General features: G+C 63.1%; 11 protein-coding genes and 1 tRNA gene. 4 read left to right on the forward strand and 8 right to left on the reverse strand.

Features of this window, described 5'->3' with window-relative positions; all coding sequences use genetic code 11:
• Window positions 1–65: 65 nt before the first annotated feature.
• The 3 genes from LDL32_RS10775 to rlmB all read right to left on the reverse strand — a co-directional run bounded on the left by LDL32_RS10775 (window position 66) and on the right by rlmB (window position 3,694).
• The gene (locus LDL32_RS10775; RefSeq protein WP_233066748.1) at window positions 66–416 is read right to left on the reverse strand and encodes a RidA family protein; all 351 of its coding nucleotides are present in this window, start codon (window positions 414–416) and stop codon (window positions 66–68) included.
• Entirely contained in the window at window positions 413–2,578 is a 2,166-nt protein-coding gene (locus LDL32_RS10780) for an FUSC family protein (protein WP_233066751.1), read from the reverse strand. Before LDL32_RS10780 ends, LDL32_RS10775 begins: the two co-directional genes overlap by 4 nt.
• Before the next feature lie 264 nt (window positions 2,579–2,842).
• Complete coding sequence (gene rlmB, locus LDL32_RS10785) at window positions 2,843–3,694, reverse strand: 23S rRNA (guanosine(2251)-2'-O)-methyltransferase RlmB (protein ID WP_233066754.1); 852 nt, start codon at window positions 3,692–3,694, stop codon at window positions 2,843–2,845.
• Window positions 3,695–3,812: 118 nt separating this feature from the next.
• Between rlmB and LDL32_RS10790 the strand changes: the two genes are divergently transcribed.
• From LDL32_RS10790 to LDL32_RS10800, 3 genes are all read left to right on the forward strand, one after another.
• Window positions 3,813–3,898, forward strand: a tRNA-Tyr gene (locus LDL32_RS10790).
• A gap of 552 nt (window positions 3,899–4,450) precedes the next feature.
• Entirely contained in the window at window positions 4,451–4,897 is a 447-nt protein-coding gene (locus tag LDL32_RS10795; RefSeq protein WP_233066757.1) for a cupin domain-containing protein, read from the forward strand.
• Window positions 4,898–5,126: 229 nt separating this feature from the next.
• Window positions 5,127–7,670: an EAL domain-containing protein gene (locus LDL32_RS10800; RefSeq protein ID WP_233066759.1), complete on the forward strand. Its 2,544-nt coding sequence runs from the start codon at window positions 5,127–5,129 to the stop codon at window positions 7,668–7,670.
• A gap of 19 nt (window positions 7,671–7,689) precedes the next feature.
• Here LDL32_RS10800 and LDL32_RS10805 read toward each other — a convergent pair whose 3' ends face one another.
• From LDL32_RS10805 to LDL32_RS10825, 5 genes are read right to left on the reverse strand one after another with little or no spacing between them, the layout of a single operon-like run.
• Window positions 7,690–9,060: an MFS transporter gene (locus tag LDL32_RS10805; protein ID WP_233066761.1), complete on the reverse strand. Its 1,371-nt coding sequence runs from the start codon at window positions 9,058–9,060 to the stop codon at window positions 7,690–7,692.
• 8 nt (window positions 9,061–9,068) lie between these two features.
• Window positions 9,069–9,248 (reverse strand): hypothetical protein, encoded by a 180-nt coding sequence (locus LDL32_RS10810; protein WP_233066764.1) that lies wholly within the window; start codon window positions 9,246–9,248, stop codon window positions 9,069–9,071.
• A 4-nt stretch (window positions 9,249–9,252) separates the two neighbouring features.
• Window positions 9,253–10,503, reverse strand: coding sequence for a TauD/TfdA family dioxygenase (locus LDL32_RS10815; protein WP_233066766.1), 1,251 nt, complete (start codon window positions 10,501–10,503; stop codon window positions 9,253–9,255).
• Window positions 10,500–11,066 (reverse strand): HD domain-containing protein, encoded by a 567-nt coding sequence (locus LDL32_RS10820; RefSeq protein WP_233066769.1) that lies wholly within the window; start codon window positions 11,064–11,066, stop codon window positions 10,500–10,502. Before LDL32_RS10820 ends, LDL32_RS10815 begins: the two co-directional genes overlap by 4 nt.
• Before the next feature lie 14 nt (window positions 11,067–11,080).
• Window positions 11,081–12,241 carry a TauD/TfdA family dioxygenase gene (locus LDL32_RS10825; RefSeq protein WP_233066771.1) on the reverse strand — a complete coding sequence of 387 codons (1,161 nt, stop codon included), beginning with the start codon at window positions 12,239–12,241 and terminating at the stop codon, window positions 11,081–11,083.
• 129 nt (window positions 12,242–12,370) lie between these two features.
• On the opposite strand from LDL32_RS10825, the gene LDL32_RS10830 reads away from it, so the two are divergent.
• Window positions 12,371–13,435 carry a GlxA family transcriptional regulator gene (locus tag LDL32_RS10830; protein ID WP_233066773.1) on the forward strand — a complete coding sequence of 355 codons (1,065 nt, stop codon included), beginning with the start codon at window positions 12,371–12,373 and terminating at the stop codon, window positions 13,433–13,435.
• The last annotated feature ends 179 nt before the right edge of the window (window positions 13,436–13,614 follow it).

Consider the following 13,614-nt stretch of genomic DNA (forward strand, 5'->3'; position numbering starts at 1 on the left):
CAGCCTGCATGCCCCACGGTTGCATGATACCCGCCTTTCACAGCCCCCATACAGGCATCCAGCCCTCAGGGAAGGGCTGCGATACCGGTTATCTCGACCTTCCAGCGCGGATCGGCCAGACGGGCCTCGACCGTGGCGCGGGCTGGCTTGGCCGCCGGATCCAGCCAGGCGTCCCATGCGCGGTTCATCGCGGCGATATCATTGATGTCACTCAGGAAAACCTGGACCGACAGCAGGCGTGCGCTGCTGGTACCCGCTTCGGCCAGAACGGCATCGATCTGGCGCAGGATGTCCGCGGTCTGGCCTTCGGCATCCAGGTCAGGGTCATCGGCCACCTGACCTGCAAGGTAGACAATACCGTTATGCACAACGGCACCAGTCAGCCGTTCCTCGGGTTGCAGGCGTCTGATCGTCATGGGCTGTTCCTTATGGTGGGTGTGTCCTCCCGGGCCGGCAGCGGACCGGGCGGCACATGGAAACGGTGCGTGATATCGAAAAAACGGGCATGGGCCGTCAGTTCACGCACCAGTATTTCCAGATAGGCCACGCACCATCCCAGGTCGAGGCGCATCGACAGGTTACCTTCGCGCATCACCTGTTCACGCACCAGTACCAGCGCCCCGGCGGCCACGCGGGCGGGACTTGCGGATGGCGCACCCCGCCATGTGGCAAAGGCGGCCAGCGTGTTTTCCATGGCCTGATGGATGGCGGGCGGCAGGCTGCGCCGCGCGATCATGCGGCGCAGGCGGATCAGGTTCAGCCCGACGGTCATGGTCGAGAGCACGCCATCCAGATAGGCATTGGTCTGGGCATCGGACATGGTGGATGCATGACGGACCAGCCGTGCAAAGCGGGCCGTAAGCGCCGTGACCCACGCCCCCGTGTCCGGTATGGCGCGTACGCGCGCGATGCGGCCCAGATCGCTCACCATCTGGCGGCGCATGCGCCAGCGTTCCGCATCCGGGTCAAAGGGCAGCACAAGGCGGAATACCAGCACGCTGCACCATATGCCCAGCACGACCGCACTGTTGGTATTGAAAAAGGTCAGTTCATCCAGCCGGGACTGATTGCCCGGATAGACCATGAACGGCAGGAAATTGTTGTAGGGCGCGGCCGTGCCCACGGTGCGCCCGTCGCGCAGCGCAAGCCCCCCCACAAGCATGGGCACGAACAGCGAGAGCACCAGCGTTTCCCACACCGCCTGTTCGGGCAGCACCACAAAGGTCAGGAACGCCGCCACCACGACCGCCCACACCGCCCCGCGCAGGAAGCCCAGACTGTCGTGCACCGGATTTTCATTGGCGGCAAAGCGGCTGCACGTCACCACCACGAACATCGCGAACGTGGCCCCGTCAGGCCAGCCGGTACATTCCCACACCAGCCCGCCCGCCAGCACCGCGCCAGCGGAGCGCACGCCATTGTGCCACGCATCCGTGCGGTCCCGCCATGGCGGGGTGGAAAAACGGAAATGGTCATGCGCCGGAGGGGCCTGGGTTGCGGCCAGATGCGCCAGCGCCCCGTCCAGCCGTGCAAGCAGCACCCCGAGGGAAGCATTGAGAATATATCCGTCAAGATGCTGCCGTGCCATGTCCCCGTCCGGCGGCACGGGCGCGGATGCGGCAATGATGTCATTGACCAGGCGCTGGCGGCATTCGGCCCCCGTGGCGCGTATGCGCGCGCGCAGGGCGGGAATACGCGCCACGGGGTCGGGTGCGTTCATGTCCGCCTGCATGCGGCCGGCCAGCACCCGCGCCATGGCCAGCGGGGCCATGAAGGCCGGGGGCAGCGGACCGGCTTCATGCATGCGCGCGACCAGTCCCATCCCGCGTGACATTACCACCGCGACCGTGGCAAGCGCCGCGCGCGCATGGTCGCCCGCATGGGTGCGATGCCGCATTTCCACTTCGCTGAACTCGATCTGGTCGGATATGGAAAATACCGAACCCAGCAACGTGCGTGAACGCAGGAAACCCACGTCCTGCCCTGCCAGCATGCCGTCAAGCGCCTGCCCGGCCTGGCCGATGGCGCGGGCCACCCTGAGCCCGATCTCGCGCCGGGCCACATCGGCCAGCCGTGGGGCGAAAATCGACGCCAGCACGCTTTCGCACACGATGCCCAGAAAGATGTAGGTCGAACGCGACAGGGCAATCGCAAACACATCCTGCGGTGTATTGGCCGCGTTCAGGGCAATCAGGCCGCTGGTAAAGGCCATGAGCACCAGCGCATAGGAATGGAAGTTGCGCAGGAAGGTCGCAAGCCCGCAGCATACCCCCACCCAGGCCGCCAGCACGGGAAACAGCAGCCACGATGCCTGTGGCAGCGCCGCAATCAGGGCAACGCCCGCCACCGCACCGCCAAAGGTGCCCAGCAGCCGCCACCGTGCCTTGGACAGGCTCTGCCCGCGTGAGTTCTGGGCCACGATCCATGTGGTCATGGCTGCCCACTGGGGGTCGTCCATTTCCATCCACAGGGCAATGACCAGGGCCAGCAGGGCCGCGACGGTCGTACGCAGCGCAAAGCCGAAGTCGGCCACGCGCGGGGCGTAAAGCCAGCGGAACCGCGCCCGTAACCCGCCCATCACGCCCCGGGTCCGGCCGGATGGGCACGGGGGGTGTGGCATACAGTATCACATGATCTTGCCATCGGTTCCGAATGGCAAGGATGGCGTTATAAATCCATATGTTATAACATAAATAGTTTTTCATGAGCCAACTGGCGGTTATCGCCACCGGCAGGGCTGGCAGGCTGTTCCCGAAGCCCGGTTCCGGCACATAAAAAGTTCCGGGTACCGCCTTTTTCCAAAAAGGCGGCATGCTCCGAAGCTTTTTGAAAAAGCCCGCCCTTAACGGTGGCGGAACATCTCATACAGGGCGACCGCCGCCGCATTGGATACGTTCAGGCTTTCCATCCGGCTGTCCATGGCCAGGCCCGCAATCTCATCACAATGCTCACGTGTGAGCCGCCGCAGCCCGGCCCCTTCCGCCCCAAGCACCAGGGCCACGCGGCGCTGGTGGAAGGACGCACCATCCAGCACCCCGCCCCCTGCATCCAGCCCTACGACCCACAGGCCACGGGATTTGAGCGCGTCCAGCACGCGGGACAGGTTGACGACGCGGATCAGCGGCACGATTTCCAGCGCGCCGGAAGCCGCACGGGCCAGCGTGCCGGTTTCCTCGGGGGCATTGCGGTCCTGCATCACGACCGCCACGGCCCCGAAGGCTGCCGCCGAACGCAGGATGGCACCGATATTGCGCGGGTCCGTGACCTGATCCAGCACAAGTACCGGCCCGGGCTGCTCCAGCACCGTATCCAGGTCTGGCGGGGTCAGCACGTCCACCAGCAGCGCCATGCCCTGATGCACCGCATCGGGGCCGCACAGCGTATCGAGCGCGCCGCGTTCGGTACGGACGGGCTGGATGGGAAAACCGCCTTCCAGCCGGGCGGCAAGCGTTTCCTGTGCCTCAGCCGTGACAAGAAGCTGGCGCAGTTTGCGTGCCGGGTTTTCAAGCGCGGCCTGCACCGCATGCTGGCCGTACAGCCAGCACGTGCCACGCGGGGCGGAGGCAGCCCCGCGCCCCCCCCGACCACCCCGGTCGGATGCGGAACGCGGAGAGGAAGCGGACGGGCCTGCGGGCGGGCCTGCGGGCGGGCCTGCGGGCGGGCCGCCACGGCGGCGGGAAGGACGCATGTTCATGATCGTTCTTTAAGCCCAAGCACGGCCTGCGTCATTCCCCCAAACGCCGGTTGGATGAAGTTTTTCGCGCAAGGTTATTGACACCCCTCCCCATACCCCTTAATTACCGCGCCAACCCGGAGGGATGCCCGAGTGGCTAAAGGGGGCGGACTGTAAATCCGCTGGTGTACGCCTACGTTGGTTCGAATCCAACTCCCTCCACCAACTCCCTTTCCCAGACAATCGCATCCTGTATCAGAACGCTGGTTCCCCGGCGTTTTTTGTGTTTCCGCTGTTCCTATTGTTCAATATTTGCATCAGGCAGCACCAGCAAACAGCGGGTATGCAACGGGTAAGAAATCCTTAGGGAGCGGGTAAGCCGGTACCACCGGCGGCTTCCGGCCCCGCGGGCAGGCCAGTGCCCATGCATCCCTGCCAGCACGGCCGGTTGACAGAATATCTTTCCATATAACAGTCCGTCGTGTGCCTGTGTCCGTCAGGATGCGGGCGGCATGCCGCATCGCATCGGGGAAGAAATCATGTCCCCCTGCGTCCAGCCCCGCTCTCCACACCTTACGGTCCCGTCTGGCTGATATCCGGGTTACCGGAAACCGGCCCGCTATTGGTCAGCCCGGAAACAGATACTGAAAATGTTGAGCATGGCGCCGCAGGTTTCAAGATCGTGTGAGACAGTATCCATTTTATTAATATTATGGAAACGTACCGGAATATCAGACGCTCTACCCGATAAATGACAGCTGATCGGAAAGATGCAAGATGCCACGGTTCTCCCTACCACTGGCCTGCGGGTTCGTGCTTGCGCTGGCCAGCACGACGGCCCATGCCCAGCAGGTTGCCTCCGGCCATCGGGATATCCTGCTCCAGGCCACCCATTCATGGAACGGAATGGCCTATGACAGATATCCCGCCACCACGCCGGAATTGACCATGATCCGGCTGACCATTCCCGCCCATACCGCCCTGCCATGGCATACCCATCCGGTACCAAACGCGGGCTATGTGCTGGAAGGGCAGTTGACAATTCATGATCAGGCCAGTGGCAGGACGGAAACCTTCCATCAGGGTGAAGCGTTCGCGGAATCGGTCAATGACATCCACCGTGGTGAATCGGGGGATACCCGTACCGTGGTGCTGCTGACCTATGCCGCCACACCGGGCACCCCCACTTCCGTCCCGGCCAAGGGTGAAAAGCCTGAATACTGATCCCGCCGCATTATCATCAGATAAATCCGTATTGGCATGGGTTGCAGCCGCCACCAGTCAAAAAGGCGTTATGACATGTAAAACGAAATGGGTCGGCAGCCACAAAGCTGCCGCATTATTGTTAATGATTTATTGACAGTTCCTGTCATCTTGCATCCCCTGCCATTCCCGTTCATGTGCTTCGGCCTGTTTTGTCCGGGCCTGCCAGTATATTGTGAAAGATACGACCATGTCGGACATCACACGGATTTCTTCCTCCCTGCTGGAGAAACTGCCGCTGGCCGTCATGCTGGCCGATGTCTCGGGCAGGATTGTCTACAGCAACAGCAGCGCCACGCGCATGACCGGCTACGATCCCGCCGATCGGGACGGGACATGGCTTGGCCGCCTGTTTCCCGAACAGATGCAGCCAACGGATACCCCGGCCGCATGGACCGCTCCGGTAACCCCGGTGGGACCGGACTGCGACACGCCGCAGGGACGCTGCGCCACCCTGCGCCGCAGGGACGGGCTGGGCGTGCCCGTACGCCTGTGGCGCGAGGGGCTGGAATGGGAAGGCACGCTATATGAGCTGATCGCACTTCATGACCGAACGGCGGAAGAACAGGCACGCGAGGATGCGGCCATAAGCGCCCTGATCATGCATGCGACCGACCGGGGCATTCTGGTGCTCGACCCGCAATACCGCATCACCCATGCCAACAGGGCCATCACCAGCCTGCTGGGCATCGGGCCGGATGCCCTGCACAACGCACCCTTCGGCACGCTCCTGTCCGGTGCGGAGCGCGATATCGAAACCCTGCGCCAGTTCCGCCAGCATCTCTCCCGCCGCACGGGTTTCGAACTGGATGTACAGACCCGTGGCCCGCAGGGCATGGATTTGTGGCTACGCTGTGCGGTAACCCCGCATTACGCGGCGGATGGCAAACTGGCGGATATCATTGTCGTCCTGCATGACATTACCCATGACCGCCAACTCCGTAACCTGCAGCGCGATGTGGTGGAAGCGCTGACGGATCAGTTTTCCCTGCGCGAAATGCTGGATTTCATGTGTCGCCGTATCGAACTGATCGCACCCGACTGCATGGCGGTGGTCATGTTGAGCACGGGCGCCATCCTGCATGCCGGCGGCCATGGCGGCATTCCCATGCCTGTACTGCAGGCGTTCGAGGGCCTGGAAGCCAGCACGGCGGGCGGCGCATGCGGCACCGCCATCGCCACGGCGGAAGAAGTGGTCATACCCGATTTCGGGCAGGAAACACGCTGGCCCGCATTGCGTGCGGTCGCATGCCAGCACGGGCTGGCAGCGGAATGGGCGGTGCCCATCATCCTGCGCAATGGCGAGGTGGCGGGCAGCTTCTCACTCTATTTCCGCAAGCCCGGCCAGCCGGACAGGTGGCACCGGCGCATTGTCAATGCCTGCGTGCATCTGGCCATGCTGGCCGTGGAGCAGCAGCGCAGCCGTGAATCCATTATCCGCCTGTCCTATTCCGACCGGCTGACCAGCCTGCCCAACCGCGCATGGCTCAACCGGCGCATGCTTGAACTGGCCGCACGCCCCCCCGCCGTACCGCTGAGTGTCATGATCATCGACCTCGACCGGTTCCGCAAGATCGTGCAGGCCTTGGGGCAGGGCCGTGCTGACCAGCTTCTGCTGGAATTCGCCAGCCGCCTGCGCCACGGCATTGTGGGGCGCGATGTCCTGATCCGTACCGAAGGCGACGAATTTGTCGTACTGACCGAAGAAAGCAGCGGCGACATCACCCTGCTGGCCGAACGGATCATCCACAACCTGGAAGAACCCTTCAGTGTTGACGGCATCCCGGTCAGCATGTCCGGCAGCATCGGCATCAGCACCCATGAAGATGGCCAGGACATGGAGGAACTGCTGCGCCAGGCCTACACCGCCCTGGCACAGGCCAAGAAGGCGGGGCGGTGCTGCTACCGCTTCTTCCACCCCTCCATGAACCGGCAGGCGGATGACCATGTCATCCTTGCTTCCGCATTGCGTGAAGCCATTGCCGATAACAGGCTGACCCTTGTCTACCAGCCGCAGGTCGACCTGCGCACGGGGGAACTGCACGGGGTGGAAGCCCTCTCGCGCTGGACCGACCCGGTACTGGGCATGGTCTCGCCCGGGCGCTTCATTCCAGTGGCGGAAGAAACCGGCCAGATCCGTGAACTGGGCATATGGTCGCTGCGCGTTGCATGCGAACAGATGGCAGACTGGATCGCACGCGGCATTACGGTACCGACGATATCGGTCAACCTCTCCGCCATCCAGTTCCAGGATCCCGAACTGGTCAGCCAGCTTGCCACCATCCTGCACCAGACCGGCGTACCGCCGGAGCGGCTGATCGTGGAACTGACCGAAACGGCGATGATCGAGAACTTCGACCAGACCGTGACAACCGCCACCGCCATCCGCAATCTTGGCATCGGGCTGTCCATGGATGATTTCGGCACCGGCTATTCCAGCCTGTCCAATCTTGCCAGCCTGCCCATAAGCGAGGTCAAGATCGACCGCAGCTTCATGAATGGTTTCGGCAGTACCGGCAATGTGCGGCAGGTAGTGACCGCCATCATCCGCATCGGCCACACGCTGGGCATGACCGTGATTGCCGAAGGGGTGGAGGAAGCCGAACAGTGCAGCCAGTTGCGCGAGATCGGCTGTGACGTGATCCAGGGTTACTATTTCGGTCGCCCCATGGACACGTCATCACTTGACAGGTGGATCAGCGCGCGCAGGGCCGCACCCGCTGAGGTTGCCTGAGGGGCAGCCCCCGCCGGCATTACTGCTGGCGGAAGCGGTATATCCGGAATGAAAAAAGCACCAGCAGGGACAGATAGAGCGCCGAGCCGATACCGACATTCAGGTTAACCGCATGCGCCATGGCGTCGCGCACGCCATCACCCGGCCGGATCAGGCGCGCGGTTTCGGCAATCAGGGTAGGCGCCAGCGCGCCCGGCAGGCTCAGGCACAGAAACTGCAGCGCGAACATGCGTCCCATGAAGCGACCGGGCGTAATAGCCGCGATGGCGACGTAGTAAGAGGCATTGATGGTGCCCTGCAGCGTGAACATCATGCCGATCAGCGTAAAAATGGCGGCATGCGTACTGACATGCAGGATCAGCGTCTGCACGAAAGCCATCAGCGCACTGGCAACAAGGGTAATGCGGATGGCCGCGTCCGGGCCGGCGCGCCGGGTAATCATATCCACCAGCGCACCACCGCCCAACGTGCCGACCAGGCTCATCGCAATGCCCAGCGTGCCGATCATGTGCCCGATTTCCGCTTCCGGGATGGTCCAGCTTTCCGTCAGGACCGATGGCGTCCACAAAAATCCGGCATTCGGGACCGACCATACGACGCTATAGGCCAGCGATGGCCAGTACAGCCACCAGTACTGCCGCAGGAACGTAAAGGTCTCCGCGATACTGGCCGGTGTGGCGTCGGGCGTGCCGGGCGGGTTTTCAGGTGGTTGCGCGCGGGGTGGTTCGTCAATCAGCAGGATCAGGGCCGTCAGTGGCAGGGTGCACAGTCCCGGCAGCGCCAGAACGATCTGCCATGGCCGGAAATGGCCGATAATGGGCCAGCCGGCAAAAAAACCGTGGTCCGCCGCATGGATCAGGCTGCCGCTGAGATAGAAGCTGATACCGCTGCCCAGCGAAAAGAAACCCCAGTACAGGCTGAAGGGGATGCCACGCCGTTCAGGCGGGAACACGTCACGCAGGATGGACTGGGAAGCGGGCTTGAGCACGCCATCAGCCACGGCCCCGCCAGCGCGCGCGGCAAAAAGCGGCCAGAAGCTGCGCGCCAGCCCGCTGGTAAGCGACATGGCCGCCCATATGCACCCCGTGCCGAACAGGAGCCGCCTGCGGCTGAACATGTCAACAAGGATACCCGCGGGCACGAGCACAAGGGTGGATACCGCCATGCTGGCAAAACCAAGCAGGAAGCTTGCTTCCACATGTGAAAGGGCAAGATCCCGCCGGATACGGTCCACCACAAGGGTAAGACCACCCTGATCCACCGAATCCATTAACGAAAACAGGCAGAGCACACACAGAATGGTAACAGGATGGGCGGCCAGCCGCCGGCGCAGGGAGGCGCGCGGCGGCACGGCCTGCCGCACGGGGGTATCAACGGGGGGAACATCCACCCTTCCCATCAGCGGGCCGACGCCACAACGGTCTGCCCGCCCCGTACGGGATCATGATGCACACCCAGTGGCAATGCGGTCGTGACGCAGATTCCGCCAATCAGCACCAGCACGGCCACAAGTTCGGCAAGGCACAGCACCGTACGGCGGAAAAACGGCGGAGCGACCGGGGGCCGGGGCTGCCGCATGGCCCTAGGCCCCCTGTCGGGACAGGATACGGTATTTCGAGTTGACTTCATCGCGGTCCACATAGACCCCCTGCAGGTGCCGTGGGCCGCTCTGCGGGTCGAATTCGCGGCGCGCATGCATGACGCGACGATTGTCGAAAACCCACATGTCCCCCGGTGAAAGCCTGCGCTCGATCCTGAAGCGGGGCTCCCGTGTCATGGCCTGGAACTGGCGCAGGGCCGCATAGATCGCGGGCATGCGCGCGGTTGGCGCATCGATCGGTCCGCGCAGGAAATTGGCGAAACGGATTTCACTGACTTCGCCCATCGCATCCAGCGCGACAGGTGGCGCGGACCAGCGGTAATCCGTATGGGCGTCCCGGTTCCAGAACGTCATCCGGGTCTGTGTCAGGGTGGCGAAATGTTCGGGATGTTCATGCCGCAGCGCCTGGGCAATGGCAAAGCCATCGACAAAGATGCTTTCGCCGCCCGTCGCATCGTTGACAAGACAGTGCAGGAACTGGAACCCCGGCTGCAGTTCACGTGTCGGCAGATCGGTATGGGGTGGCAGGTTGACCGATGTATAGGCGGCACTGTCGGGTGTCGGCTTGGATTTTACATCGAAGACACGACCGAAATTCGTCTCCCGGATATGGGAAATGCGGTGCGCGGGACCAAGCAGGCTGTCCGGCTGCGTGGGCACGCCAGAAACCAGTGTCAGCCCCGATGTCCGCAATGCCGCAAGCCATGCCCGCAGTGCCGCGTCATCATGCATGATGGCATCGTGATCGAATGTCTGGAGCCCGTCCGCATGCTCCGCCCCCCAGATGAAGGGCTGCCCGGCCATGGCGCGGCGTTCGGCGCGGGAGACATCATCGGTGGCGTGGGCGCGCAGCCAGCCCGCGGGGTAGGCGCTGCGATGCCCGTCGGACCAGACGACATCCAGCGTCGGGCCATCCACGGTATCGGACACCGCGCTGGGCGCGGCACTGGCCGAGATGGACACTGACTGCACGGACAGGTCCGCCGGTGCATCGACGATCTCGAACACCTGCTCGCGCGTCAGCGGCAGGGTGCACAGCGTGCATGGGCAGTTGTCACGCAGGAAAAACGGGTTGAACCGCGTCTGCCGCCCGTCGCTCCATCGCAGGTCGATGTCGCCATCGCTCACATCCGCCGCCATGATGGTGTGATCGGTCATGAAGGGACGCCAGTCCACGACAATGCGGACCGGGTCGCGGCCGGTCGTCTCCGGTGGGGTCAGGGTCAGGCTCACGGGCGCATTCCTGTCTTTGTATGCGCACCCCATGCGGGGCGGGTGAAAATACGGTTCAGGGCAGGCATGAAGGCTTCCAGCGGCATGGTGTCGTAATCCGGATCAAACGCCTTCTGGTCCCACTGATCGGTAAAGACTGCCGTGCGTTCAAAGGCGGGATGACCACGATAGGCCTCACGCGCATTCGGGTTGCCGCCAAAATACTGGGCGTAATAATAACCCTGGAATTCCTCGTGATGTTTCACGAGCCATGTATTTTCCGGTGAGAGGTAGGGTGCAACCATGGTCGCGGCAAAGGGGCCATGATTGTTGGGGGCCAGGGCATCGCCAATGTCATGAATCAGCGCGCAGACAACCGTTTCCTCATCCGCGCCGGCACGGAAGGCACGGGTCGCGGTCTGGAGACAGTGGACATACCGGTCAACCGGATACCCCAGGTCAAGGGTGCGCAGCAGCTTCAGGGCGGATACGATATGACCGACCACCTCATGCTGGAAGCGATCGAATTTCTCGCCAATCGGCTTCCAGTCCGCTGCCGTGGCTTCATCGAAACTGCGGAACATGACGCTTTTCTTCCTTATGGGTTCGGGGCACGGCCCAGGGTGTCGCGGCGGCTGGCAACGGTATCGCGGTCCATGTAACACTGGCGCATGTGGCGGCTGCCCGTTTCCAGCCTGTAGCCGGTGCGGCCATGGAACAGGCGGTAATTGTCCATCATCAGCAGTTCCCCCGGCGCCAGCTTGAAGCGCAGGGTCAGTGGGGAGTCCGGACGGATCAGATCCCAGAATGCCCGCCTTGCGGCATAGTATCGGTCAAGTATTTCAGGTGGCAGGGCGTCGATATATTCGGTCCTGTTGGAATAACGGACCTGTTCCACCTTGCCCGCGCCATCAAGCGCGATCAGCGGCGCGCGGCTTTCCAGCAGGGTCGTGGCATCATGATAGCGGAACAGGACTTCCGTCCGGGTCAGGATGTCGAATGCCTGCGGACTGGTCGCGCGCAATATTTCGGCGGCATGAAAACCGTCAACCAGCGTGGACTCGCCCCCCGTCGCATCATTGGCCAGGCAATGCAGCAGGATATGGCCCGGCACGGGTTCACGGTAAGGATTGTCGCTGTGCGGTTCCAGATGGCGTGGGGTCATGGTCAGGTCATAGGCCTGCGCGATGGCCCGCACGTCAGCCAGTCCGCCCCAGTTGGTGATACGGATCGGGCCGATCAGCCGCGCGAATTCCAGCGCGCCATCCATATCCGTCGGCACGCCGCCCACCACCGCGAAGCCATAAGTGGCAAGACGGTCAAGAAAGACTGCGAGCGCGGGATTGCCTGCTTCCCCTGCCTGTGCCGGGGCACGCATGGCCGCGAACGCCACGGGTTCGGGCAGGGACAGGCCGCCATCCCATAATACGGGCTGCGTTGCGGGTCTGGGCGGCATGACGCGCGCCAGCCAGTCCGGCGGCAGCAGTGTTTCGAACCCGTCGGAAAAACACAGCCTGCCTTCGGGCGAGATGGACAGGATCGAAAGATCGGCCGGCAGTTCCGCCGCCTCTATCAGGCGCTGGCCCGTCAGCGGGTCAATGACCCGCGGGTCGGGCAGGCGTTCGCGCAGCCATGTGGGGTGCAGCACCAGCGGGCGCGCATCCGCCCGGGTTACGTGCAGCGCACCGGCTTCCACATATGCCGGGGGGTGGGTACTGGAGCATTTTGCAGGCGTATCAAGAACGGACGCGACGGTCATGGCCGGTCTCCACCAGTCGTTGCAAAACCGATTATATTGGGCATCGGACCAACGTTGCGCGAAAAATCGACATTTTCTTGATCTTTTCCGCTATGGTTTTCAGGCTGGTCTGTTAAGGAGCCAAACGCGATGCCGGATGACATGGCCTTCTGGCGGCAACGCTGGATGCGGGCGGCCGGGCAGGTGGGTTTCCTGCTCCTGCCGCAGTTCTCGATGCTGGAACTGTTCTGCGCGGTCGACCCGCTGCGCATTGCCAGCAGGCTGGGTGGCGGCGGGTTTGGCTGGACGCTCTTTTCCGTCGATGGTGGGCCTGTCCTGTCATCCAACGGCACGGAAATCAGTGTGGATGCCCGCTTTGGTGATGGACCCATGCCCGGCGTGCTGTTCGTGGTGGCCAGTTATGACCCCCTGCTGTGCGTCACGGTGGAAATGGAGCATGCCCTGCGCCGCATGGCCCGCCATGGTGTCCTGCTGGGGGCGGTGGATACAGGCACGTTCGTGCTGGCCCGGGCCCATCTGCTTTCCGGTCGGCGGGTCACGCTGCACTGGGAATCGAGTGCGGCCTTTACCGCGTCCTTTCCCGATGTAGAGGTAACGCCCAATCTTTATGAATTTGATCGCGACCGGCTGACCTGCGCGGGCGGGTCCGCCGTGATCGACATGATTCTTTTCTTCATCGGGCTGCAGGGCAATGCCGACCTGCTCCGCAGTGTGGCCGAACAGGTCATCCACCCACCCATGCGCCCCGGCGCAATGACCCAGCGCCTGGCCCCGCGCACACGTTATGCGCTGCATGACCGCAGACTGGTCCGTGCGGTGGAACTCATGGAACGGACAATCGAGCATCCCCTGCCAATGGCGACCATCGCCAGTGTGGCGGGCGTATCGCAACGCCAGTTTGAGCGCCTGTGCCATCAGCACCTGAAACGATCGGGGAAAAGCTTCTACCTGGCGTTGCGGCTGGAACGCGCCCGCCAGATGCTGGTGGACAGCGACCTGCCGGCAGCCGATGTTGCACTGGCCGCGGGGTTTGACAACGCCGCGCATTTCTCGCGCCTGTTCCGCCGTGTATTCGGCTGTTCCCCCACCGCAATGCGCCGCGCGGGCGCGGCCTCCGCTCCGGAACCGATCAGGACAGAAAACAATCGGGGTACGAAGAAAGGACGGATGCCGGGTCCGGACAGGACACGATGAAGACAGATCCCGGCCGGCCTGCTGGCCTGCAATGGCATTCCATACGGTCTGACCCCGGACACGCAGGGCGGCAGCCCGCCCGGAATGCGCATCGTGGTTCAGGCAGGCCAGACTGTATTCCGTCAATACTGCATAAAGGTCATATCATTATGGTTTTATATGAATATACATGAACCATC

Source organism: Komagataeibacter sp. FNDCF1 (assembly GCF_021295335.1).
In the GTDB taxonomy this organism is placed as follows: Bacteria; Pseudomonadota; Alphaproteobacteria; order Acetobacterales; family Acetobacteraceae; genus Komagataeibacter.